Origin of the sequence: Streptomyces sp. Pv4-95, assembly GCF_045782725.1 — a bacterium.
Classification (GTDB): Bacteria; Actinomycetota; Actinomycetes; order Streptomycetales; family Streptomycetaceae; genus Streptomyces.
This window is the reverse complement of the sequence record NZ_CP127172.1, coordinates 706,214-731,020: the sequence shown is the minus strand read 5'-3', so window position 1 is coordinate 731,020 and position 24,807 is coordinate 706,214. Positions and strand designations below refer to the sequence as shown.

At 70.1% G+C, this 24,807-nt stretch carries 19 protein-coding genes; 7 read left to right on the top strand and 12 right to left on the bottom strand.

The features are described from left to right. Positions 1 to 160 precede the first annotated feature (160 nt). The 11 genes from QOM21_RS03425 to QOM21_RS03375 form a co-directional block, all read right to left on the bottom strand. The gene (locus QOM21_RS03425) at positions 161 to 613 is read right to left on the bottom strand and encodes an NUDIX hydrolase (RefSeq protein ID WP_407548023.1); all 453 of its coding nucleotides are present in this window, start codon (positions 611 to 613) and stop codon (positions 161 to 163) included. Further along, a complete protein-coding gene (locus tag QOM21_RS03420) occupies positions 610 to 999 on the bottom strand; it encodes a 5-carboxymethyl-2-hydroxymuconate Delta-isomerase (protein ID WP_407548022.1) in 390 nt (129 codons plus the stop codon). Before QOM21_RS03420 ends, QOM21_RS03425 begins: the two co-directional genes overlap by 4 nt. Before the next feature lie 18 nt (positions 1,000 to 1,017). Further along, a complete protein-coding gene (locus tag QOM21_RS03415; RefSeq protein ID WP_407548021.1) occupies positions 1,018 to 2,238 on the bottom strand; it encodes a prephenate dehydrogenase in 1,221 nt (406 codons plus the stop codon). A gap of 77 nt (positions 2,239 to 2,315) precedes the next feature. Further along, positions 2,316 to 3,251 (bottom strand): DMT family transporter, encoded by a 936-nt coding sequence (locus QOM21_RS03410; RefSeq protein WP_407548020.1) that lies wholly within the window; start codon positions 3,249 to 3,251, stop codon positions 2,316 to 2,318. Beyond that, positions 3,248 to 4,495, bottom strand: a complete 1,248-nt coding sequence (locus QOM21_RS03405) for a PLP-dependent aminotransferase family protein (RefSeq protein WP_407555566.1) — start codon at positions 4,493 to 4,495, stop codon at positions 3,248 to 3,250. The genes QOM21_RS03410 and QOM21_RS03405 overlap by 4 nt, the downstream gene beginning before the upstream one ends. 65 nt (positions 4,496 to 4,560) lie before the next feature. Next, positions 4,561 to 5,478, bottom strand: a complete 918-nt coding sequence (locus QOM21_RS03400) for a phytanoyl-CoA dioxygenase family protein (protein ID WP_407548019.1) — start codon at positions 5,476 to 5,478, stop codon at positions 4,561 to 4,563. Continuing rightward, entirely contained in the window at positions 5,475 to 6,641 is a 1,167-nt protein-coding gene (locus QOM21_RS03395) for an alpha-hydroxy acid oxidase (protein ID WP_407548018.1), read from the bottom strand. Before QOM21_RS03395 ends, QOM21_RS03400 begins: the two co-directional genes overlap by 4 nt. After that, complete coding sequence (hppD, locus tag QOM21_RS03390; RefSeq protein WP_407548017.1) at positions 6,638 to 7,747, bottom strand: 4-hydroxyphenylpyruvate dioxygenase; 1,110 nt, start codon at positions 7,745 to 7,747, stop codon at positions 6,638 to 6,640. Before hppD ends, QOM21_RS03395 begins: the two co-directional genes overlap by 4 nt. Before the next feature lie 268 nt (positions 7,748 to 8,015). Further along, positions 8,016 to 8,651: a dihydroxyacetone kinase subunit DhaL gene (gene dhaL, locus QOM21_RS03385; protein WP_407548016.1), complete on the bottom strand. Its 636-nt coding sequence runs from the start codon at positions 8,649 to 8,651 to the stop codon at positions 8,016 to 8,018. A 466-nt stretch (positions 8,652 to 9,117) separates the two neighbouring features. After that, the gene (locus QOM21_RS03380; RefSeq protein ID WP_407548015.1) at positions 9,118 to 9,882 is read right to left on the bottom strand and encodes an IclR family transcriptional regulator; all 765 of its coding nucleotides are present in this window, start codon (positions 9,880 to 9,882) and stop codon (positions 9,118 to 9,120) included. A gap of 281 nt (positions 9,883 to 10,163) precedes the next feature. After that, positions 10,164 to 10,358 carry a hypothetical protein gene (locus tag QOM21_RS03375; protein WP_407548014.1) on the bottom strand — a complete coding sequence of 65 codons (195 nt, stop codon included), beginning with the start codon at positions 10,356 to 10,358 and terminating at the stop codon, positions 10,164 to 10,166. A gap of 686 nt (positions 10,359 to 11,044) precedes the next feature. Here QOM21_RS03375 and QOM21_RS03370 point away from each other — a divergent pair. From QOM21_RS03370 to QOM21_RS03355, 4 genes are all read left to right on the top strand, one after another. Further along, entirely contained in the window at positions 11,045 to 11,320 is a 276-nt protein-coding gene (locus QOM21_RS03370) for a hypothetical protein (RefSeq protein ID WP_407548013.1), read from the top strand. A gap of 602 nt (positions 11,321 to 11,922) precedes the next feature. Then, complete coding sequence (locus QOM21_RS03365; RefSeq protein ID WP_407548012.1) at positions 11,923 to 13,350, top strand: sugar porter family MFS transporter; 1,428 nt, start codon at positions 11,923 to 11,925, stop codon at positions 13,348 to 13,350. Positions 13,351 to 13,505: 155 nt separating this feature from the next. Further along, the gene (locus QOM21_RS03360) at positions 13,506 to 16,121 is read left to right on the top strand and encodes a hypothetical protein (RefSeq protein WP_407548011.1); all 2,616 of its coding nucleotides are present in this window, start codon (positions 13,506 to 13,508) and stop codon (positions 16,119 to 16,121) included. 333 nt (positions 16,122 to 16,454) lie between these two features. Next, entirely contained in the window at positions 16,455 to 17,540 is a 1,086-nt protein-coding gene (locus tag QOM21_RS03355) for a LacI family DNA-binding transcriptional regulator (RefSeq protein ID WP_407548010.1), read from the top strand. Positions 17,541 to 17,681: 141 nt separating this feature from the next. Here the strand turns inward: QOM21_RS03355 and QOM21_RS03350 are convergent, their stop codons facing one another. Further along, complete coding sequence (locus QOM21_RS03350) at positions 17,682 to 19,997, bottom strand: glycoside hydrolase family 3 N-terminal domain-containing protein (protein ID WP_407548009.1); 2,316 nt, start codon at positions 19,995 to 19,997, stop codon at positions 17,682 to 17,684. 444 nt (positions 19,998 to 20,441) lie between these two features. Between QOM21_RS03350 and QOM21_RS03345 the strand changes: the two genes are divergently transcribed. The 3 genes from QOM21_RS03345 to QOM21_RS03335 all read left to right on the top strand — a co-directional run bounded on the left by QOM21_RS03345 (position 20,442) and on the right by QOM21_RS03335 (position 24,718). Then, on the top strand, positions 20,442 to 21,845 hold the full coding sequence (locus QOM21_RS03345; RefSeq protein ID WP_407548008.1) for an MFS transporter: 1,404 nt from the start codon (positions 20,442 to 20,444) through the stop codon (positions 21,843 to 21,845). A gap of 61 nt (positions 21,846 to 21,906) precedes the next feature. Further along, complete coding sequence (locus tag QOM21_RS03340) at positions 21,907 to 23,091, top strand: anhydro-N-acetylmuramic acid kinase (protein WP_407548007.1); 1,185 nt, start codon at positions 21,907 to 21,909, stop codon at positions 23,089 to 23,091. A gap of 265 nt (positions 23,092 to 23,356) precedes the next feature. After that, positions 23,357 to 24,718, top strand: a complete 1,362-nt coding sequence (locus QOM21_RS03335) for a M28 family metallopeptidase (RefSeq protein WP_407548006.1) — start codon at positions 23,357 to 23,359, stop codon at positions 24,716 to 24,718. The last annotated feature ends 89 nt before the right edge of the window (positions 24,719 to 24,807 follow it).

Here is a 24,807-nt window from a genome sequence, read left to right as displayed (position 1 = left end):
GTGGCAGTCGTGCGAACGGAGCCACGGAAGGGAGACGATGGGAAGCCGCGGGAGGCGAGGACGAAGCGGAGGGGCGGGGCGACCGATCAGGGGCCTGTCGAAATCCGATCGCGCGGCCGTGCGTGGTCCGCCATAGCTGAGCCGGCGTCGCCCTCCCGGTTCAGGCGCCTGGCACCGGCCGCACCTGCCCACCACGGATCATCGCCAGTCCGTCGATCGTCGCCGGGGACAGCGACGACTCCTGGAGCCCGGTCAGCGGCATCCACGCCACCTCGGACGTCGAGTCATCGGCCTTGGTGACCTGGAGTGGGCCCGGGGTGAACTCGACGGCGTAGAAGAGTCCCACCAGATGCCAGTGCACCCCGAGTCGATGGGCCGTGTAGGTGCGTGCGTCGACCAGGCGGGCGTCGAGCAGTTCGAGGCCGGTCTCCTCGTGCAGCTCGCGCGCGAGGGCCTCCGGGGGCTGCTCACCCGGATCGACGCCCCCGCCGGGCAGGTGCCACAACCCGGGCGCGAAGACCGCTGACGCCTCGGAGAGCCGCGTCAACAACAACTGGCTGTCCGCGGTGGCGATCGCGTACGCGGAGATGCGCGAGCGTACCGGCGCGCTCATGCCTGAAGACGCGGTTCGGCCGACGGGGGCTCCACGTGCTTGGCGTATGCCGAGCTGAGGTCCCAGATGTCCACGGAGGCGTGTACCGCCGTGCCCGGCACCGATGCCGTGTGGCGGCGGACGAGTTCGAGTACCGCGCTGCTCAGGGCCGACTTCGCCTCGGCCGTGCGGCCCGGCAGAATCGCGAAGTCGAGGTGGATCAGCGCCTGCCCCGGCTCACCGTTCGCGATGACGACCTCTTCGGCGTGCCGGAAGCGGGTCTTGCAGCTTTCGACCGTGATCCCCTCGACCGTCCTGGCCGCCAGCGCGTGCAGTTCGAGTGCGAAGCGGCGGCGGTCGAAGGAACGGTCCAGAGCTTTGTCGTACTCGACGGTGATGTGCGGCATGGTCCTTGCTTCTCCTTGTCAGGGCTGGTCGGGCGGTCGGATTCGGTCCGGCTGGGCCGGTCTCGGTGGCCGACGTGAGCCGTCGACACTCTCGCACCGGGACCCGGCCGGCTCAACAGGGCTTCGCTGCCCGGCGCGACGGGACTCCGCGGACACGCCCTGGCGGACCGCCCAGCCCCGGTCGCGCAGGGCGTCGGTCAGCGGGCGGGCGACGCCCGGGGCGACCCGCAGGCCGACCGACGCGTGGGAGGGTGCCCCGGCCTCCGGGAGCACCATGCCCTCCAGGTCCACTCTCGCCTCGCCGACATCGTCGAGCAGCCGGTCCAACTGCCGGCCATGGTCGCCGAGGGCGACGGAGAGGAGGGTATGGGCATCCGCGTCGCCGTGGTCGGTGGCGATGCGGGCCCTGCCCTCGCTGCCGCGCCGCAGGATCTCGGTCAGGTCCGAAAGAGCGGCGGCCTGCTCCTCGGGTGCCGCTTCGGTGAGCAGGCTCAGCGCTTCGGCCGTTCTGCGGAGGTCCGCGGTCAGCTCCACGAGCAGGGGCCCGACGGCGGCGGCGTTGGCGGCGAGGATGTCGGCCCACAGCCCGGCGTCACCGGCCGCGATCCGGGTGACATCGCGCATGCCGCGGCCCGCGAGCCGTACGGCGAAGTCCTCACCGTCCAGCAGCCGGGCGGCGGTGAGGCTCGCCATCAGGTGGGGGAGATGGGACACCAGCGCCACGGCCCGGTCATGGGCTGCCGCGTCGAGCAGTACCGGTACCGCTCCGCACAGCGACACCAGCTCCAGGGCACGGTTGAGGGCGCTCTCGCGGGTGTCCGGGGTCGGAGTGAGCACCCAGTGCCGGTCGTGGAAGAGGTCGGCGCGGGCCGACAGCGGCCCGGAGCGCTCCCGTCCGGCCAGCGGGTGCCCGCCCACCACTGTGGCGATGTCACATCCGAGGGCGAGGCACTCGGCGCGAGGAAGCGACTTGACGCTCGCCACATCGGTGTACACCGAGGCCAACTCGGCTTTCTGGTGGTCCGCGAGGGTTCTGGCGACGGCGGACGGAGGCACGGCGATGACCGCGATGTCCACGGGCGCCGACGGTGGCTCCGGCGTCCCCGCACCGCGTGCGACGGCGAGACGCAGGCTTTCGGGGTCGCGGTCGATGATGTGGGTGGTCACTCCCCGGCCGGTCAGCGCCAGGGCGATCGATGTGCCGATGAGACCGGTGCCGACGACTGCAGCGGTGTGCAAGGGGGGCTCCTGGACCTGTGGGGTGGGCGTGCACCCGTACGGTCCCGCCGGGCGGGGCCGTACGGGCTCGGAAGGCGTTACCGTTCGGCCGGCGCGGGTGCTGCCGGTTCCGCGGGTGCCTGGTTACCGGTCAGCCGCCGCAGCAGCGCCGGGTTGGTCAGCATCACGGCGTTGCCGATCAGGATCAGGACCACGCCCAGCACGTCCCGCGGCGTCCAGTGGAAGTCCTCGAACACCGTGGACAGCAGGAGAGCCACGATCGGGAAGAGCACCATCGCGTACGCCGCACGCTCCCCGCCGATCCGGCCGAGCAGGGTGAGATAGGCGCCGAAGCCGATCACCGAACCGAAGACGGCGAGGTAGACCAGCGAGCCGAGGTACTCCGGCGTGGCTTCGAACAGGGCGCCGTCACCGAGGAAGGCGGCGAACGGTGCCATCAGGACCGCCCCGTACGCCATGGCGTAACCGGTGCCCTGGACCACGGGGATGCCCGCGGCCTGCGTCTTGCCGGAGACCACATTGCCCAGGCAGAAGACCAGGGTGCCGAGCGCGGAGAGCACGATGCCGGGCCCCGACCCCGAGGAGAGGTCGAAGTTCCGGAACTCCGGCCAGAACACGGTGGCGATCCCCAGCAGCCCGATGCCCGCGCCGATGAGCATCTTCACGGTGATCTTGCGGCGGAAGAAGAGGCGGGCGAACGCCATGTTCACCACCAGCGACATCGCGAAGATGATCGAGACCAGACCGGTGGTCAGGTGCCCTTCGGCGAAGTAGAAGCAGACGAAGTTGGTGGAGAACATCAGCAGGCCCATCAGGGCGAACTGCCCGTGGACGCGCAACGGATAGCGCAGCGGCAGGCCGCGCAGGCGGGCGTAAGCCAGCAGGATGACGGCGGCCAGCGCGAACCGGTAGGCGATGGAAGCCGTGGGGTGCACGTCCCCGAGCTGGCCCTTGATGGCCAGCCAGGTCGAGCCCCAGATCAGCACCGTCACGACATAGAGGACGGCGTTCACAGGCAGCTCCTCTCCAGCAGGCCGGCCAACCGACGTGCTCCCTCTCGAACTTGATTGGGCGTCAGGTAGCTGAGGGACAGCCTCATCTGGTGCGTGCCGCCGCCGTCGGGATGGAAGTAGCTCATAGGTGTCCAGATCACTCCGTGGTCGCGGGCGGACTCTTCGAGGAGGGCATTGTCCGCCGGGACGGGGAGCGTAAGGGTCAGAAAGAAGCCACCTTCCGGCGAGTTCCAGTGGATGCCCGCCGCCTCGCGCCGCTCCCGGGGAAGCAGGCTCTCAAGACTGTCCAGCAGGACCGCCAGGTTCTCCTGGTAGAAGTCGGCGGCCGGCTTGTTGGCTTCCCGCAGGCGGAAGTCGTGGGTGAGGAGCATCCCTGCGATGACCGCCTGGCTGAGCGCCGGGGTGTTGACCGTCACCATGCCCTTGATCTTGGACAGTTCGTCCGCCAGGAGCGTCCGGCTGCCGTCCGGAGCCTGCACCTGCTGGTCCGCGACCACGTAGCCGACACGGGCTCCGGGGAAGCAGGTCTTGGCGAAGGAGCCCAGGTAGATCACTCGCTGTCGGCCGTCCAGCGCCTTGAGCGTGGGCAGACCGGTGCCGGTCCGGGTGAAGAAGCCGTACGGGTTGTCCTCCAGGAGGAGCAGATCCTCCTCCTCGGCCAGGCCGAGCAGCCGGTGGCGGGTGTCCAGCGGCAGGCAGGTGCCCGTCGGGTTGGAGAAGTCCGGCACCACATAGAGCGCCCGTGGCCGTTTGCCGGCCGCCCGCAGCTCATCGACGGTCCGTCGCAGCACATCGGGGTCGAGTCCGTTCTCGCCCTCGGGGACGTGTGCCGTCTCGATGTCCAGCAGCCGGGCCGCTCCGGTGATACCGACGTAGCACGGTGAGGACACGAGCAGGACGTCCGAGGGCTCGGCGAACAGGGCACGCAGGGTGATGAACATGCCCTCCTGGCAGCCCACCGTGACCACCAGGGAGGCGGGGTCCGCGTCGATGCCCTCGTCATTGAGCAGGGTGCGGGCCACCAGCTCGTGGATCTGGCCGTTGGTGCGCCCGTACTGGAAGAGCATTGTCCGGACCTCGTCCGGGGTGCGGCCCAGGTCCTCGGTGAGGTGCCGCTTGTAGGCGTCGAGGTAGAGGCCGATCCGCTCCACCTCGAAAAGCCCTTCGTAGGGGCGGCCGGGGCCGAACGAGATCGCCTCCGAATGGCGGGAGGTGACCTCGTTGAGGAAGTTCATCACCTCCATGAGCGGGTCACCGAGCGAACCGTGCAGTTCGCCGGACGGCAGAACGGTGGTGGGGGAGCGGTCACTCACCGGGAGCCCTCCCACAGGACGGGGCAGAAGTCCGGGTCGGTGTAGTCGGGGTGGCCCTGCGCGTCGGCCCGGACCAGCACGTCGTTGTTGTAGATGACCTGGTCACCGGAGGACAGCTCGAAGGGGCGCCACTGATTGGTGGCGTCCTGGAGGTGCAGCGAAATGGCCCGGCGCGGACGGTCGCTGACGTTGTATCCGCTGCCGTGGTAGGTGCGGCAGTGGTGGAAGCTGATGTGTCCCTTGGGGATGGTGACCGGGACCTTGCGCACCTCCGCCTGGTTGAAGGCGGCGTTCTCCTCCAGCACCTCCTCCAGTTCGGACCGGTCGCGTTCGGCGAAGTGGCGGCTGGTGGAGTCGTCCCCGCCGATCTCCTTCCACCGGTGGCTGCCGTCGACCATCGTGATCGTCCCCATTTCCTCGCCGCAGTCGTGGAAGGGGATGAAGGCGGTGAGCATCTCGTCGGAGGAGCAGGTCTGCCAGTAGTGGCGGTCGAAGTGCCAGGGCACGATGTTGCGGGCGTCGTCCGCGCGCTGCGGCTTGTGGATGAGGGTGCTGTTCCACAGCCGTATCCGGCTGGTTTCCGCGATACGAGCCGCGACTGCCGCGATGATCGGCTTGGACAGGATGCCGCGGATCGTGTCGTCCTCGTAGAAGATGTAGTCGTTGTGGCGGTGCACATCGCCCTTCTCGGGCTCCCAGTACGCAAGGCGCGGCGGCCGCGCCGGCAGGGAACGGTCCCGGTGCCCGGCGTAGAAGCGGTCGGTCGCGGAGTCGAGGAGGTCGACCTCCTCGTCGCTCAGCAGCTTCTTCGACAGGTACCAGCCGTGCTCCTGGTAGAACTGCACCTCCTCGTCGGAGGGCAGCAGCTCCTGCTCGGCATCGGTCAGCGCGAAGCGGGAATCGTTTGTCGTCATGCCATATCCCTGTCGTGAGTGATGGAGTGATGCGTGAATCCGGAGGGGCCGTTCAGCAGCTCCGGGTCGATCGTTTCGAGGCGGGGCCGGCCGGTCAGTGCCATCGCCTCCGCCAACTCGTCCTTGAGGGCGGAGAGCACCCGCTCGACGCCGGCGGCACCGTCGACTGCCAGCCCCCAGAGGACCGGGCGGCCGACCAGTACCGCGCGCGCTCCGAGCGCCAGCGCCTTGAGCACGTCCGTACCGCGCCGGACACCCCCGTCGACCAGGACCTCGCACCGGCCCTCGACCGCCGCGACGACCTCCGGCAGGGCGTCCAACGCGGCCACCGCGCCGTCGAGTTGGCGGCCGCCGTGGGTCGACACGATCAGCCCCTCGACGCCCAGGTCGGCAGCCCGGCGGGCGTCCTGCGCGGTGAGCACCCCCTTGAGCACCAGGGGCAGATCGGTCAGTGAGCGCACCCAGGCCAGGTCCTCCCAGGTGAACGCGTCGTCATGGTGCCGGACGGAGTGTTCGGCCAGCGTCGAGCTGCCGGCGCGGCCGTGGTGCAGCCCGGCCGTGTGGGCCTCGTCGAGATTGACCGGCCGGATGTGCGAGGGCAGGCCGAAGCCGTTGCGCAGATCGCGCTCGCGGCGCGCCATGCGCGGTGTGTCGACGGTGATGACCAGTGCCCGGTAGCCGGCGGCTTCGGCCCGGCGGATCAGGGACTCGGTGACCTCCCTGCGGCGCAGCACATAGAGCTGCAGCCACAGCGGACCGGTCGCGGCGCGGGCGGTCTCCTCCAGCGTCTTGCTCGCGAACGTGCTGGCGATCGTGAGCGCGCCCACCTCGCCGGCCGCACGGACCGTGGCGGTCTCGCCCTCCGGATGGACCAGACGGTGGTACGCCATCGGCGCGATGCCCACGGGGAAAGCCACCGGCCGGCCGAGCAGTGTGGTGCTCAACTCGCAGTGGGACACGTCCACGAGGACCCGCGGGCGCAGCCGGTAGCGGTCGTAGGCCGCACGGTCGCCGCGCAGTGTCACCTCGTCACCGCTGCCGCCGGCGATGTAGTCCCACACCGGTCCGTCGAGCCGGTCACGCGCCGCCGCCGCGTAGTCCTGCGGGGACAGCAGCGTGCGTTCCTCCGGTACGTCGGATCGGACGGTCGGTGGCGGGGTCATCCCTCGGCCCCCGCCGCGGCGCCGACCGGTACCGCGGCCTGCGCGCCGTCGGAGCGCTCGCGCTCCACGGCCTCGTAGAGGGCCTTGATGTTGCCGCTGCCGAAAGTGCGGGCCTCGAGCCGCTGGATCAGCTCGAAGAAGACAGTCCGACGGGCGTAGGGGGAGCGGGTGAACACCTGGACCAGCTGGCCCCATTCGTCGCGGTCGGCGAGGAGTCCCAGTTCCTGGAGCACCGTGGTGTCGATGTCCACCTCGATGCCCCGCTCGGCCAGCGCGGCGTAGTAGCCCGCCGGTGTCGACAGCAACTCGACGCCGGTCGAGCGCAGTTCACGTGCCGCCCGCACGATGTCGTCCGTTCCGTACGCGACGTGCTGGACACCGGGGCCGTCGAAGCCGTCGAGAAAGTCGTTGAGCTGCCCGCGGTCACTGATGGGGTCGGGCTCCACCATGGTGAAGGTGACGCCTCTGGTCTCGTCCTGCACGACCTTGGACGCCATCGCCTGGCCCCCTACGACGATGTACTCGTCGTAGGTGTGCCGCAGGCCCAGTGCGCGCTGGTAGAAGTCGACCATGCTCTCCAGCGAACCGGGGCGCAGGCACAGGGCCAGGTGATCGATCGAGCGGAGCAGTCCCGGGTCCGTCGTGTCGGCGCCGGACGTGGGGTTGTACCTCCCCGGCAGAAAGTCGCCTGACGGATCGTCACGCTGCACGAACGTGTGCACCAGGTCGTTGGTGGCCGCAACGGTCGCCCGGATGACCCGGCCGCCGTCGTCCCCGAAGGTGGTGGGTTCCGCCACGACGTCGGCCCCGGCGGCCACCGCCCGCTCGAAGTCGCCGGCGGCGTCGGTGGTCCGCAGGGCGACGTCGCGTACGCCGTCACCGTGCTTGCGGACGAACCGTGCCGCGGCGTGGTCGGCGTGCAGGGCGGACGTCAGCACCACGCGGACGCCTCCGTGGGCGAGCACGAGGGAGCGTGCCCCGGCGAGCCCGGTGCGCGGGCCCGCCTCGGCCACCACCCGGAAGCCGTAGGTGCCGCGGTAGTAGTGGGCGGCCTGGTTGACGTCCCCGACGAAGAACTCGACGTGGTCGATGGAATGGGCGGTCACGTTGATCCGATCTGTGGTTGAGGGTGAGATCCGGGCGGCGCGGGGCCGCGCCGGCTTTCCGGCCGGAAGCGCTCCGTCGGCGCTGCGGGCGGGCAGCCCGACGGCAGCCCCGGCCGCGGGGCTTGGTTCATGAGGGCGACGGCCCTTACCGGGCCGTGGTGATGCCGTCCGTGTGGCGGGACGCCGTCCTACGGACGACCGGGCCCGGACCGCTCCGGACCCGTACGCGAGATGACGTCGAGGCGCGGGGTGGTCGAGGCGGCGCCGCTCACCGGGTCCCGGTCGCTTCGGCGAGAGCGCGGAAGACATAGGCGGTCGACGTCGCACCCGGGTCCATGTGACCGATGCTGCGCAACCCCAGATACGCCGCCCGGCCCTTCTTGGCCTGCAAGGGGACGGTGGCGCGCATACCGGCTTCCGCCGCGTCGGCCGCGGCATGGGCGGCCGTGCGGAAGTCGCCGCCGGCGGTTGCCGCGTCACCGAAGGCGCTGACGGCGGGCGCGTAGGCGTCGATCATGGTCTTGTCGCCGGGCACCGCCGCACCCAGTTGCTGGGCCTTTTCCAGCCCGGCGGCGAGTGCTGCCCCGAAGCGCGGGACGTCGATGTGCGACGCGGGGCCGACCGCCTCGCCGACGGCCCGGAACGCGCTGCCGAACAGCGGCCCGGAGGCGCCCCCGACCACGGACAGCAGGGAGCTCCCGGTCATCACCAGGATTCCGCTGACCGAGGCGGGTCTTCGCGACGCGTCGTCGAGCCGGTCGCGGACCGCGCCGAAGCCACGCGCCATATTGGCACCGTGGTCACCGTCCCCGATGGCCGAATCCAGTTGGGTGAGATAGTCCTGATGGCGGCTCATGGCCGCGGCAGTGTTCTGCATCCAGCCAAGGGCGAGTGAGACATCCACCGGTCCTCCTTCAGGTGCGGATCGTCCAGCGCTGCGTGTCGGTGCTTTTCCGCTGGGCGCAACGACTGCGGCGGCATCGGCGAGGATCGCGCACGGCTCCCGCACGGCTGTGCGTCCAGGGCCGTCGGCAGGAGGGGAAGGCACCCCCGGCCCTCCGGCAGCGGAGGGCGTGCCTAGGGGCTCCCCGGATAACTTGTCGGGATTTTCTGCAATCTTCCGCATGCCAGGTGCTCCTTCGTTCCCCCGTGACCCGCGCAGCGTTGAGCGGTGACTCGGACCGCTGAACGCGATCCGAAAGCTGTTCGGCATTACCGAATGCCCACGCAGAGCAAAACGCAGCGACCCCGGCTCCGTCAAGGACTTCTTGCACGGCGATCGGGCCGATGGCATATCCGGGGCCAATTGGCGCCCGAAGCGGACAAGTTGATGAACGCTCAACGACCGGTGGGTAGCCCCGGGGTGAGGGTCAGCCGCCGGCCCGCAACCCCGCGTTTCGCGGTGCTCCCAGGTCCCGCGACAGGCTCCGCGCCACCTCGCGCACCGCGATGGCGCACTCCTGGCGTGCGCTGTCCACCAGGAGGCGCTCGACCGGACCCACCAGGCCGAGGCCGCCCACCACCTCACCCGTGCGGTCGAAGACGGGGGCCGCGATACCCGCGTCGCCCAACGTCAACTCCTGGTCGTCCAGGGCGTATCCGGTCTTGCGCACCTGATCGAGCTGCGCGGAGAGCTCCGCGGGATCGTCGATGCTGGAGCCGGTGACCCTCGGCAGTTCGCCCGCCAGCAGCTCGGTACGGCGTTCGACGGGGAGGAAGGCCGCGACGGCCTTTCCCAGGGCACAGGTGTTCCAGGGCAGGCTGGCCCCGGTCTCCAGCACCTGGACCGACCCGCCGGGTCGGAACGCGTGGTGGATGACAAGCATGTGATGATCCGTCAGCACGCCCACCCATACGGCCGCACCGGCCTGGGTGGCGAGGAGATCTGCCCAGGTCACCGCCCGGGTGCGCAGTTCGTGCGAATCCAGGTAGGCATTGCCCAGGGTCACCAGGGCGGGCCCCAGCTGGTATTTGCCCGTCTCCCGGTCCTGGACGACCATGCCCTCGGCCTCCAGGGTGCGCAGCAGGGCGTGGACGGTCGGCTTCGCGATCCCGATGCGGTCGGCCAGTTCGGTCACCCCGAGGCGCGGGGTCGCCGTGGCGAGCTCCCGGAGGACGTGGACAGCCCTGTGCACCGCCTGGACCATGAAACAGCTCCCTGTTCAGTATTGCTGAACGGCGTTCTGACTCGTAGTGTCCTCACTCATGACACCGTTGGTGGGCATCGTACGTCTGCCGGCCCGTGCGGAGATCGCCCGCGCCTGCCCTCGGCGGCGCATGGACCGGTCCTGCGCGGGCCGCCGTCGCCGGTTTGCGACGTCGCGGTGGAGGTGTGCCCGGGTATCGGTGCCCCGGTGGCGGGAAAGCGCAGGGCCCCGGCACCTGGCGGGTACCGGGGCGAGTGGGTGTCCGGGATCTAGCGGTTCTCGATCCACCAGACGACGAGACCGATTCCGCCGGCGCCGATGCCGTACGCGACGCCGCGCAGGAGGCTCGTTGCGGCGACGTGGCGCCGGCGCTTGATCCAGCGGGCGATGCGCCGCCGCCGGGTGGTCTCGACCACTTTCGGTTCGGCGGTATCGGTCTCGTTGAGGTTGCCCCTATCCTGCATGACGCTCCTTCATCCACAGCGATGACGGGGTGACGAGGGGAGCCCTTCCGACGTGGCCTGGGAACCGGAGTCGGACCTGACGGGGCTCCCCTCCTTTCACGAGGCGCGCGGCGGTGGCTCGGGCTGGGTGCGCGCTGCGACTTGGCTGCACCTCGTGAACCAATGGTGCCGTGTGCGGGGCCGGGATACTCTATGTGTCAAGGGTCCATAGATGGCCTGAAAAACTGTCAGGTTCCCACAACAATCACGGTAGTTGGGTGTGGGATGCAGTGAAGTTGGCGCGTGCAGCGCCGAGTTGGGCTTATGGCGTGGTGTCGAATTCCCGCGTGGAGCCGTCTGCCGGTTGACGCATTCCGTGGCTTTTCCGTTGACGTTCCGTTCAGGCGTCGAAGCCCCGGCGGGAGGGCGCCCCGGTCCCCGCACTGGCCACCGTGAGCCGCACCGCGTTGGGTCGCCCGGGGCGCCGGTGCTGTCGGAGTCGGGTCGCTCGGGCCCGCTTTGCGCGGAGCCGGGGGGAGGGGCCACCCGGACAACGGGACGAGGCGCGCTCGACGCGGGGGCCGGCGCCGTCGGCCCCCGGATCACCGGCAGGCCGACGCCCTGGTGCCTCGCCGCCCACCCCTCCTCGCCGGCGGCGCGCTCGCAGGCGATTGCGGCTGACCTGCTGGACAAGGCACTCTTACGCCATGTCATACGTAAGGCTCGAAGCGTGGATCGGCGGGGAGTGGCTGGGGGTGGACTCCATAAGCGTCACGGTGATGGATGCTGCGCTGACCCTCTCCTTCGAGGGGCAGCGATCGGAGTCCGGGTACCGGAGCCTCATCTGGGAGCCGCTGGAGAACTTTCTCAGGGAATATCGTGAAGAGCCGCTTGTCGTTCTGCCGCACGGGCGCAGCCTCCCGGTGATGTTCGGCCCCGGCGCCGCGGGGCCCTTCAGGCTGGCGGAGAGCGTGGAGGAGTGAGCGCCGCCGCTCGCTGATCGCCTCGACGCGACGGCCCGACTGCGTGACGGCCACGGCCGGCGATTCCCGCCGTGCAAACGGTGTGCGAGTCGAAGCACCTGACAGTTGAATCACTGGGGACCCCGGCCAAGGCCGGAAGGCCTGCGCCTCAAGAAGCTGCGCCCCTGGCATCCGCCGGGGCGCAGCTTCTTGCTGTCGCGGGCGTGCTGCCGCGTGGCCGCGCCCGTGCTCTCGTCGGCCGTGCCGCTGCCGTCGCGCCCGTTCGGTCATCGCCGTCCGCCCTGGCGCGCGGCCACTGCGCGCACTTGAGGCAGGCGTGTCCCGAATCCACCCTTTGCGTCGCTCTCCGATTGGTGGGAATTCGCCCCGATGTCCTCCCTGACGACGTGGCTCATTCATTCAAACCTTGTAAGCAAAGCTGAGGCTGCATCCAGATATCCGGCCGTGTGAAGACTGTTGACTTCGAAACCCGAACGCATAGTCTCTGCAACGTCGATTTCACCTTCACCTAGCGGCCGCCTCGTGCGCCGTCCGAAGGGTTACCTGCCTGTCCCGGAACGTCGCCGCGCGCCCTGCCGCGCGGCGGGGTCAAGGAGTCCACCTTGAGCAGCACCGTGCAGTCACCGCCGACCGAGGGCCGTAAGGCCGGTCCGGAGCACCTCGGCCACGTCATCTTCATCACGGCGGCCGCCGCGATGGGCGGCTTTCTCTTCGGCTACGACAGTTCCGTCATCAACGGTGCGGTCGAGGCCATCCGGGGCCGCTTCGGGGTCGGCCCCGCCGCGCTCGCCCAGGTCATCGCCGCCGCCCTCATCGGCTGCGCCCTGGGAGCCGCCATGGCGGGGCGCCTGGCCGACCGGCTCGGCCGCATCCGTGTCATGCAGATAGCCGCGGCCCTGTTCACTGTCAGCGCGGTCGGCTCGGCACTGCCGTTCGGGCTGTGGGACCTGACCATGTGGCGCATTCTGGGTGGCGGCGCCATCGGTATGGCCTCGGTCATCGGCCCGGCCTACATCGCCGAGGTCGCGCCGCCCGCCTACCGTGGTCGCCTCGCCTCCTTCCAGCAGGCCGCGATCGTCATCGGCATCGCCGTCTCCCAGTTGGTGAACTGGGGGATCCTCGGTCTCGCCGACGGCGATCAGCGCGGCACGCTTGCGGGCCTGGAAGCCTGGCAGTGGATGCTCGGCGTGATGGTCCTGCCGGCCGTGCTCTACGGACTGCTGTCGTACCGGATCCCCGAGTCGCCCCGCTTCCTGATCTCCGTCGGCCGCCTCGACGCGGCGAAGCAGGTGCTGGCCGAGGTCGAGGGCGGGCAGGTCGACCTCGACGTCCGCGTCGCCGAGATCGAGTCCGCCCTGCGCAGCGAGCGGAAGTCGACCTTCAAGGACCTGATGGGCGGCCGGGCCGGCCTGCTCCCGGTCGTCTGGATCGGCATCGGGCTGTCGGTCTTCCAGCAGCTCGTCGGCATCAACGTGATCTTCTACTACTCGTCGTCGCTGTGGCAGTCCGTCGGCATCGACCCGAGCAGCTCGTTCTTCTACAGCTTCACGACCTCGATCATCAACATCGTCGGCACCGTGATCGCGATGGCCTTCGTCGACCGCATCGGCCGCAAGCCGCTGGCGCTCATCGGCTCCGCCGGCATGGCGGTCTCCCTGGGCGTCGCCGCCTGGGCCTTCTCGTACAAGACCGGTACCGGCACGGACATCGCCATGCCCGATCTCCAGGGCACCGTCGCACTCGCGGCCGCGCACTCCTTCGTGCTCTTCTTCGCGCTCTCGTGGGGCGTGGTCGTCTGGGTGCTGCTCGGTGAGATGTTCCCGAACCGGATCCGGGCCGCCGCGCTGGGCGTCGCCGCTTCGGCCCAGTGGGTCGCCAACTGGCTGATCACCGTGACCTTCCCCAACCTCTCCGACTGGAACCTGTCGGGCGCGTACCTCATCTACACGGCATTCGCCGCGCTCTCGATCCCCTTCATCCTCAAGTGGGTGCCGGAGACCAAGGGCAAGTCACTTGAGGAGATGGGCTGAACCCGCAGCCCCCACTCACCCGCGTACCTCTCCGCGCACCGCGTATCCGCCCCTGTAATCCGGCCCTTCCCCCCGACCCGGTGCGGAGGAAGGCGTAGACGCAGCTACGCCTTCCTCCGCGGTTCGTTGGTCGGGCGACACCGCCAAGGAGCAGTATGAGTACCTCGTCGCGCCCGCAGCCGCCGCGTACTTCCCCCGGTGGCAGGCCCAAGTCGAAGGCCGTCCTCACCTTCGCTGTCACGGCTGCCCTGCTCTCCACCGTTCAGCCGGCGACCGCCACCTCATCGAGAGCCGGCAGCGCGAAGGGCCCTGCGGGATGTCATGTTCCCGCAGAGCCCGGCCGGTTCGAGGACGGCACCGGCTCCGCCACCCTGACCGTGACCGAGGTCGGTGACGACTGCCGGCGCACGTACAAGCTGAGCAGCTCGCTCACCGGAGAACGGGTCTTCACGGAGGCGCCCGGTACCCCGACCCTGCGGTCCGGGTCGGTGCTCCTCGACGGGCTCTACGCGATGGCCCACGACGACGCACGGCTCAACAGGACCGATGAGGTCAGCGACGGTTCCTACAACCACGGTGACCCGGTCGAGTGCCCTGGCGGCTGTTACCTCACCGGCAAGTCCTGGACGTACGTCTGGACCCGCGACGTCTCCTACTCCGCCGATCTGGGCCTGACCCCGGCCGACCCGGAACGGATGCGCAACACGCTGGCCTTCAAGCTCAGCGACCGCCGCGACGGATCCGGCGACACCCAGATCATCCAGGACACCGGCACCGGCGGCAGCTACCCCAACTCCACCGACCGGGTCGTATGGGCCCTGGGCGCCGGCGAGATCATCAACTGGCTGCCGGACGGCAAGCGCCAGGCGTTCGCCGCCAAGGCCTACGAGGCCATCCGCAACACCGTCGAGCACGACCGGAAGGTCGTCTTCGACACCGGCGACGGGCTGTACCGGGGCGAGCACTCCTTCCTCGACTGGCGTGAGCAGAGCTACCCGGACTGGACCAAGGACGACGTGGCGACCATCGCCTCGTCCCGCTCGCTGTCCACCAACGTCGCCCACTGGGTCGCCCTCGACACCGCCGCCCGCCTCGCGGCCGGCGCCGGTGACCGGGCCGCGGCCGGGAAGTACCGCGTGTGGGCCGGCGACCTGCTCAAGGCGATCCGCACGAAGTTCTGGCTGCCGGAGAAGGGCCAGTTCTCCCAGATGCTCTCCACCGAACTGGACACCTCCCCGGTCGACCGCTATGACGCGCTGGGCACCTCGCTTGCCGTGCTCACCGGCGTGGCGACGCCCGGTCAGGCGGCGAAGGCCGTCGAGAACTACCCGCAGACGCCGTACGGCCCGTCCGTGCTGTGGCCGCAGCAGCAGGGTGTCGAGGCGTACCACAACAACGGCATCTGGCCCTTCGTCACCGCCTACATGATGCGGGCGGCGGCCAGGACCGGCAACGACGGTGTGGCGACGCAACAGGCCGACTCCCTGGTCCGGGGAGCCGCGCTGTTCGGCACCAACAAGGAGAACATCAACCTCACCACCGGTAAGACCGACACCGCCATCAACTCGGACCGGCAGCTGTGGAGCGTGGCCGGGATGATGTCGATGGTGCAGCAGAGCATCTTCGGCATCGACGCAAAGGAAGACGGCCTGCACATCGAGCCGTTCCTGCCGGCGAAGCTGCGCGACACCTACTTCGCCGACAGCCGCAGCGCCACGCTCAACGGTGTGAACTACCGCGGGCACAAGCTGGACATCACGCTCCAACTCCCTCCGGGGAAGGCCGCACAGGGTGCCTTCGAGGTCTCCTCGATGACGCTGAACGGCCGGCGGATCGAGGCGGGCCGGCCTCTCACCGAGGACATGCTCGGCGACGGTACCGCCAGGCTCCGGGTCGAACTGGGTGCGCCGGCGGCCGGTTCCGGCGAGGCCGCTCGGCAACCGGTGGACCTCTCCTCCAAGGAGGCGCTGTACGGTCCCAGGACGCCGGACGTGCGCCGCGTCGCCCCCAACTCCGCAGGAAACAGGCTTCAGTTGTCGCTCGACACCGGCGACGAGGCCGCCTCGAAGGTCACCATGGACGTCCTGCGGGACGGCGCCGTCATCGCCGAGGGGGTGCCCGTCAAGGGCGGTCGGCAGACCTGGGTGGACGACCGCTCGGTGGACCTGGACTCCGTCTCCCACTGCTACAGCGTCCGCCTGCGGTACTCCTCCAGCGGCAACACCTCCCAGCACGCCGAGCCGGAGTGCTACTGGGGGCCGGACCACGACCGTGTCCAGAAGGTCACCGGTGAGGACTTCGAGGCGACCGGTGGGAAGAAGACCACCAACGACCGCGGGACCTACTACGCCGACTGGGGAACCGCGCCCGATGACAAGCTGACGGCCCGGATCACCCCGAAGGCCGACGGTGAGTACCTCCTCCAGGCCGACGCTGCCGTCGGCAACCCCGTCAACACCGGTGTGGCCGGCGGCATGAAGATGCTCCGCGTCCGCGACGACGCCACCGGCGAGCTGGTCACCGAGGACGTCATCGCCATGCCGAACACCGGCAGCTGGTCCACGGTGCGCGGCTCGACCTTCGTCAAGGCGCGGCTGAAGAAGGGCACGACCTACCGGATCGAACTCGGTCAGGACCGGCGTGCCGTGAACATGAGCTACTTCTCCGCCAACGCGCGATACAACGACACCATGAGCGGACCCGCCAACTACAGCGACGTCTACGCGATCAAGGCGATGCTGAGGAAGGCCGACACCCCGCAAGCGAAGTAGCGCGGCACACGCAGCGACCCACAGCCGCTTCTCCCGGTCCACCTCGGCAGGCCGGGAGAAGCGGCGGGTCTTCCTGACTTGGCGTCAGTCCGCGCTGCCGGGGTGCGGGACGATCTAGGTCCTGCCCTCGTCGCGGTCGTCGAGTGCTCGTAGGCGCTGGGGGCCTCGTCGAGGCCGACGACATCCATCCGCCTCCGTTCGCAGCGCGAAGGGCGCACATCCTTCTGCCATGGGGAATTCAGCCGCGTCCGCACCGCCGTCGCCCTACCGGAGCCGGCCGCGGTCGGGCGCGTATTCTGGCGGGGGAGGGATGCGGCGGTGCAGGTGGACAGGGTGCCGACGGTGTATGACGTCGCCTCCGTCGCGGGTGTGTCGACCGCGACGGTTTCGCGGTATTTCCGGCAGCCCGAGAAGGTCGCGGAGGCGACCCGGGAGAAGATCCGCTCGGTCGTGGTCGCGTTGGGCTACGTCCCCAGCGGGAGTGCCCGGGGCCTGGCTGCTCGTCGGACGGGCGTGTTCGGGCTGTGTACGTGGGGCAGGCACGAGCCGGACGAATTCGCCCTTCCCCCGCTGGAGGCGGGCGCGCCCGTTTCGATCTCGCGGGATGTCGCCGAGCCGCGGCTCTACCCTTTGTTCGCCGACGAGGTGCTGCGCGGCGCCCAGCTGGAGTGCACGGTCCGCGGTTTCGCGCTCATGCTCGGATGGGGCGAGGACGACCCGGGCCACGCGATGATCAGCGAGGTGGCGGGGCGCGTCGACGGACTCGTGGTGCTGCCGGGCGTGGTGCCGGACGAGGTGCTCGAACACGTAGCCCGCCGTATCCCGGTCGTGGTGCTCGCCGACCCTCCCAGGGCCGGCTCGCCGCTCAGCCACGTGACGGTGGACAACGTCGGCGGAATGCGGGCGATGACGGACCATCTGCTGGACGCACACGGGCTACGGGATCTGTGGTTCGTCGGTCTGCAGGAGCGGCGGAGCGCTGATGGCGCGGAACGTTTCCAGGGCTTCCGCTCGGCCCTGCGGGCCGCGCAGCTGCCCGTCCCCGACGAACCTCAGCTCCGCGGCACGGGCTTCCGCGTCGACGCCCGTGCGATGGCCGAGGAGATGCTGCGCGGGGGGAGCCTGCCGGAGGCGATCGTGTGCGGCAGCGATCAGATCGCGCTCGGTGTCATCGATGTGCTGGTCCGCAACGGTGTGCGGGTGCCGGGCGACGTCGCGGTCACCGGCTTCGACGGCCTCGACGCGGGCCGCTTTCTGCGGCCGGGCCTGACCACCGTGCGCCAGCCGATGGATGCCCTCGGGCGGGTCGCGGTGGAGCTCCTCACCGATCAGGTGAGCCAGGGGCGGCGCGCCCCGGCACACCGCCAACTGCCCGTGCAGGTCGTCCTGCGTGAAAGCTGCGGTTGCCTCCCTGCGTAGGCCGTGGCGCGAGCAGCGGGGTGACGGGACGGGGGCGTCGGATCTGCGGAGTCGGTGGGGGTGGTGGGTAGGGGGACGGATGCCCACATCCGTCCCCCTACCCACCGGCTCCTGAGATCCTCCGGAGCCGTCAGCCGCGCTCTAACCGATCGTCAGCGTGACTTTGGCCTCGGCCTGCGAGCTGTTGCCGACGTACACATCGATCGCGCCCGGCTCGATGCGGAATTCGCCGTGCGGATCGTTGCTCCAGAAGCCGAGGTCCGCGGCGCCGAGCCGGAAGCGTACGGTCCGGCTCTTGCCCGCGGCGAGGCCGACGCGGCGGAAGCCGGCAAGCCTGCGTACGGGCTGGGCGATGCTGGCCGCCCGGTCGTGCACGTACAGCTGCACGACCTCATCGCCCGCACGCTCCCCGGTGTTCGTGACCGGGACCGCGACCTCGACCGTGTCTCCCTTGCGCAGGGCCCCGGCCGCGATGCGGCTGCCGCTCAGCCGGGGCTCGCCGACCTCGAAGGTGGTGTAGCTGAGCCCGAATCCGAAGGCGAACTGCGGCCCGTGGGGAAGGTCGAGGTACTTGGAGGTGTACTTGTTGTCGGGGTCGTACGGGCGGCCGGTGTTCTCGTGGTTGTAGTAGACCGGGATCTGACCGGCGCTGCGCGGGAAGGTCGCCGGAAGTTTGCCGCCCGGATTGACGGCGCCGAAGAGCACGTCCGCGATGGCGTTTCCGGCCTCGACGCCCGGGTGCCACGCCTCCAGGACGGCGGGGGCCTGCTCAAGCCAGCCACCGATGGTCAGCGGGCGGCCGTTGACCAGGACGACGACAAAGGGCTTGCCGGTCTCCGCGACCGCGGCGATCAGCTTCTCCTGCGCACCGGGCAGGGAGATGTCGCTGCGCGCGGCCGCCTCCCCGCTGATCGCCGGGGGCTCGCCGACCACGACGACGGTGACGTCCGCAGCCTTGGCCGCCGCGACGGCCTCGGGGATGCCGCTCAGGTCCTTGCCCTCCGCGTCCACGCCCCGGGCGTAACGGACCTTCGCGCCGGGTGCGGCCTTGCGGACCGCGTCCAGCACCTTCACCGAGGGGAACTTCTCCTGCGCTGCGGGCATCACCCAGGTCCCCAGCAGGTCCGAGGAGTCGCCGAACGGCCCCACCACGGCGATCGAGGAGGCGGACGCGCTCAGCGGCAGCGTGTCGTCCTCGTTCTTCAGCAGCACCATCGACCGCGCCCCGGTCTCCCGCGCCGCGGCCCGCGCCTGCTTCGACGGCTCGGTGATCTCGGCGGACTCCTCCACGTACGGATGCGCGAAGAGTCCGAGCGCGAACTTCAGCCGCAGGATCCGTGACACCGCCTCGTCCAGCCGGTCGGCCTTGATCCGCCCGCTCTTGAGCAGCTGCTTGCCGTGCGCGACGAGGTTGGTACTGGTCATCTCCATGTCGACACCGGCGTTGAGGGTGAGCCGTGCGGCGTCCGCGCCGTCCTCGGCGAAGCCGTGGGCGATCAGCTCCTGGACACCGGTCCAGTCGCTCACCACCATGCCGTCGAAGCCCCACTCGCCCTTGAGGATTTCGGTGAGGGTGTGGGTGTTGCCGTGGGCCGGTACGCCGCCGATGGTGTTGAAGGACGCCATCACGGTGGCCACGCCGGCATCCAGCGCCGCCTTGAACGGCGGCAGATAGAAGTTGCGCAGCCGCGACTCGGAGACGTCGACCGTGTTGTAGTCGCGCCCGCCCTCGGCGCCCCCATAGGCGACGAAGTGCTTTGCGCAGGCGGCCAGGCGGTCCTTCGCGTCGAGTTCACCCGCGTTCTTGCCCTGGTAGCCATGGACCTTGGCGGCGGCGAAGGCGGAGGTGAGGTGCGGGTCCTCACCGCAGCTCTCCGCGATGCGTCCCCAGCGTGGCTCGTGCGTGACGTCCATCATCGGGGCGAACGTCCAGTGGACCCCGTTGGAGCGGGCCTCCTTCGCGGACACCTCACCGTCCCGCTTGCTCACCTCCGGGTCGAAACTGGCCGCCTGGGCGAGGGGGATGGGGAAGGTGGTCCAGAAGCCGTGGATGACGTCCAGCCCGAACAGCAGCGGGATGCCGAGCCGGGATTCCTCCACGGCGATCCGCTGCAGGGCGTTGCTGCTGCGGGCCCCGAAGATGCTGAGGACGGACCCCAGCCGACCCTTGCGCGCCGCGTCCTCGACGTCCTTGGTCTCCGCGCCGCCGGGACCGGTGTTGTACGACCACGGCAACTGCTGCAACTGGCCGAGCTTCTCTTCGACCGTCATACGGGCGAGCAGTGACCTGACCTTCGCCTCGTGAGGCCCTGAGTGCGCCTTCGCCGGGGCCGGTACGGCGGCGGATTGCGCGGCATGCGCGGTACCGCTTCCCATCAGCCCGCTGCCGACGGCGCCGCCCGCGGCGACCGTGCCCCCCACCGCAGCCAGAACGGTCCGCCGTTGAATACCAGCCATGAGTTCATCCTTTTAACAAAGGTCGGCAATTTTCGGGGTTCTCGTTACACAAGTTGGCTTGGAGTTAAAGGGCTTGCCGCGGGGATGTCAAGACTTTCTACGGCCTTGCGGGGAGCGGGTGTTGGGCGCAGAAACGGCTGCGCCATCAGCCCATGTCAAGGGGGATGTATGCGCGTACAGGAACCATTGACGAGCCTCTGTGTACGCGCATACAGTGCCGCTTCCGGGTGACACCCCGTGAAATGAGAAGCTCCTGGTAGAGCCGGGCCGCTCCACCGGTGACGCGGCCACCCGGCTCGCTCCCCGCCCGCGTCCGTACCGCCTCGCGGAAGGCGACATTCGGCGAGCGGGTGAAGGTTATTGACGCCCCCTCAAGGGCCGGTGAAACTGACTCTCCTCCCGGACTCCCGTCTCCGCCCGGAATCCGCGACGCGAGAGGGCCCCATGACCGCCTCTGTGCACCACACGACCCAGGAGACCGTCGAGCCGTCCCGCTCCCGCAGTGCGCTGGTGGCGGGATCCGTCGGCAATTTCATCGAGTGGTACGAATTCGGTGTCTACGGCTACTTCGCGACGATCATCGCCGCGAACTTCTTCACGCCCGAAGGCGGCGGCGACGTCGAAGCGCTCATCAAGACGTACGCGTCCTTCGCCCTGGCGTTCTTCTTCCGCCCCGTCGGCGCCGCGCTCTTCGGACGGCTCGGCGACCGGATCGGCCGTCGCCCGACGCTCGTCCTGGTCATCCTGCTGATGACCGGAGCCACCACGCTCATCGGCCTGCTGCCGACCTACGCGACCCTCGGCGCGGCGGCCCCGTGGCTGCTCACGCTGCTGCGTGTCGTACAGGGGCTGTCGGCGGGTGGTGAGTTCGGTGGCGCGGTGTCGATCATGACGGAGTTCGCGCCGCCCGGGAAACGAGGTCTCTACGGTGCGTGGCAGTCCTTCACGGTGGCCCTGGGGCTGCTCGGTGGCGCGGGCGCGGCGGCTCTGCTGACCGTCGCGCTGACGCAGGCCGACCTCGAATCCTGGGGCTGGCGCCTGCCCTTCCTGTCCACCCTGCCCATGGGGCTCGCCGCGCTCTGGCTGCGCCTGCGGATGGAGGAGACACCCGCCTTCAGCCGTACGAAGGGGGAGACGGTCCAGGCGCCGACCCGTGCCGACCGACCGGACCGAACCGGTCGGCAGGAGCAACTGGACCGCGCACACGGAACGAAGGGCCCGGCCGAGGGACCCGGCGCGGCTCCCCGCCCGGGGGAGGTGGCGCGGGCGATCGCCCTCGGCGCCGGACGGCTGATGGGCTGGTCCGCTGCCGGATACACCTTCCTCGTCGTGCTGCCCTCGTACTTGCAGAGCACGCTGAACGCGAGCTTCCGGCAGGCACTCCTCGCGACCGTCCTGGCCAACCTGGGCTTCGCCCTCGCCATCATCCCGGCAGGTGTCCTCAGCGACCGCATCGGCAGGCGCCCGGTGATGACGGCCGGCGCGGCCCTGGTGGCCGTCCTGGCCTTCCCGCTGCTGAACCTGCTGCAGGACCCCGCGGCCCCGACGACGGCCAAGGGGGCGGCCGTCCTCGCCGCCGGTGCCGTCGTCGGTCTCATGGCGGGGCCAGGACCCGCCATGCTCGCCGAGATGTTCCCCACCCGCGTCAGATGCACCGGCCTCGGTCTGTCCTACGCCCTGTCCAACGCCGTGTTCTCGGGCTGCGCGGGCCTCATCATCACCGAGACGATCAAGCGGACCGGTGACGCCGACATCCCTGCCTACTACGTGGCCGTGACCTGCGCCATCAGCGTGGCCGCGCTGCTGACACTGCGTGGCGACGACCACCGCAGGTCCCTGCGCGACTGACGATGTGCCGACCGGCCCGCCGGCGAACGGGCGCACCGACGCCCGAGAGGAGAACGATGACATGCGGGTGATCGGCCTGATGTCCGGCACGTCCTACGACGCGGTCGACGCCGCGGCAGCGGACCTCCACCTGGTCGGTGACACCCTCGAACTGGCCCCGCTCGGCATGCTGAGCGAGCCGTACCCGGACGGTTTGCGCGCCGCGCTCGCCGCCGCGCTGCCCCCGGCGGGGACCACCATGGAGGACGTGTGCCGGCTCGATACGCGGATCGGGCAGTCCTTCGCGTCCCTGGCCGTCCGCGCCGACCGCGAGCTGTGCGAAGGCCGCGCCGAACTGATCGTCTCCCATGGGCAGACCGTCTATCACTGGACGGACGAAGGGCGCGTCCACGGCACCCTCCAGATCGGCCGGCCCGCCTGGATCGCCGAGGCCACCGGCCGGCCCGTGATCTCCGACCTGCGTACCCGCGACGTCGCCGCCGGCGGTCAGGGCGCGCCCCTGGTCAGCATCGTCGACACCCTGTGGCTACGTGGCAGGCCGGGAGCCCCCGTCGCCCTGAACCTCGGTGGCATCGCCAACATCACCGCGCTCCCGGAAGGCGCCGAACCCCTCGCCTTCGACACCGGCCCGGCGAACGCCCTCGTCGACGCGGCCGTCCACCACCTCACCAACGGGCGCCTGGACTACGACACGGACGGGGCACTGGCCGCGCGGGGTTCCGTCAGCGAGCGTCTGCTCGACCGGCTCCTCGACGAGCCGTACTACGCCCTGCCGGCCCCGAAGACGACCGGCAAGGAACTCTTCCATCTCCCGTATCTCCTGGCGGCGTTGGCCGAGTGCGGGCCGCTGCCCGCCGAGGACGTGACCGCGACGGTCACCCTCCTCACGGCCAGAACCGTCGCCGACGCGGCGCACGCCGTAGGGGCGAGCGAGGTCATCGCCTCGGGCGGCGGGACGAAGAACCCGACCCTGATGGCCATGCTCCGCGCGGAACTCGGCGCCGTCCGGCTCCACACCTCCGACGACCTCGGCCTGCCCTCTGCCGCCAAGGAGGCGTACGCGTTCGCCGTCCTCGGCTTCCTCACCGCACACGGCCTGCCCGGCACGGTCCCCTCATGCACCGGCGCCCGACACTCCGGCGTCCTGGGCTCGATCACGCCCGGTGCGGGCGGGCTGCGCCTTCCCACGCCTGCGCAGACGGCCCCTGAGCGCCTGCTGGTGACCTCCTCGGCGACTGTGGGGTGATATTGGGCTGCCGCCCGTCCTGAAGGGGCGTGGGGGAGGCCGGTGACGCCTCGTGGGCGCCGGTGATGCGACCGGGAACGGCGGCTCTTGGCTGTGCCCAGGGTCCGCGGATGCCACCGCCCACGACGCCACGGGCGGCGCCCAGGGTCGATATTCGGCGTGGCGTGTCCGAATACAGGCTTGTCGTCGGGGCGGGCCGCCCCGACGATCGGCTTCGCGTCATGCACGGTCCGTCCCATTCCCTTACGGAATCCGGAGACCCCTCATGTCCTCGCACGCCGAAAGACGCACCGCGCCCACCCCCCGAAGATCGTGGTCGCGCCGGGCTGCCCTGGCGGTGACCGCGGCCGGCGCGGTACTCGGGCTGCTCACCACGGCCCCCGCGGCAACGGCCGCAGCCCCGCACCGGCCCGCCGCCCCGGCCGTGGCCGCCCCCGACATACCCTTGGCCAACGTCAAGGCCCACTTGAGCCAGCTGCAGTCGATAGCCACCGCCAACGGCGGCAACCGGGCCCACGGCCGTGCCGGCTACCGGGCCTCGATCGACTACATCAAGGCCAAGCTGGACGCGGCCGGCTACACCACGACCCTCCAGCAGTTCACCGCGAGCGGCGCCACCGGCTGGAACCTCATCGCCGACTGGCCGGGCGGCGACCCCCAACAGGTCCTGATGGCCGGCGCGCACCTCGACTCGGTCACCTCGGGCCCCGGCATCAACGACAACGGCTCGGGGTCGGCCGCCGTACTGGAGACGGCCCTGGCGGTGTCCCGCGAGGGCCTGCAGCCCACGAAGCACCTGCGGTTCGGCTGGTGGGGCGCGGAGGAGCTCGGTCTGCTCGGCTCCAAGTACTACGTGAACAACCTGTCCTCCACCGAGCGGGCGAAGGTCGCCGGCTACCTGAACTTCGACATGATCGGATCGCCCAACCCGGGCTACTTCGTCTACGACGACGACCCGCAGATCGAGTCGGTGTTCAAGAACTACTTCGCCTCGCTCAACATCCCCACCGAGATCGAGACCGAGGGCGACGGACGCTCCGACCACGCTCCGTTCAAGAACGTCGGCATCCCCGTGGGCGGCCTGTTCAGCGGCGCCGACTACACCAAGACCACCGCCCAGGCGCAGAAGTGGGGCGGCACGGCAGGCACCTCCTTCGACCGCTGCTACCACTCCTCGTGCGACACGACGGCGAACATCAACGACACCGCGTTGGACCGCAACAGTGATGCCGTCGCGCACGCGGTCTGGACGCTGAGCGCGGGCAGCACGCCTCCGTCAGGAAACGTCTACGAGAACGCCGCCGACCTTCCCGTGCCGGACGCCGGCGCGGCGGTGACCTCGTCCGTCGCCGTCAGCGGGCGCACAGGTAATGCCCCCGACGCCCTCAAGGTGAGCGTCGACATCAAGCACACCTGGCGCGGCGACCTCGTCATCGACCTCCTGGCCCCGGACGGGAGTTCCTACCGGCTCAAGAACTCCAGCGCCAACGACTCCGCGGACAACGTCCTGGCGACCTACACCGTCAACGCCTCAGGCGAGACCGCCAACGGGACGTGGAAGCTGCGGGTGCAGGACGTGGCGGCACAGGACACCGGCTACCTCGACAGCTGGAAGCTCACCTTCTGAGCCCTGAACGGGGCACCTCCGCACCCTCCGGGTGCTCCCACCCGTTCGATCGCTGAACCGCCCGCGGCGTCCACCGTGACGCCGCGGGC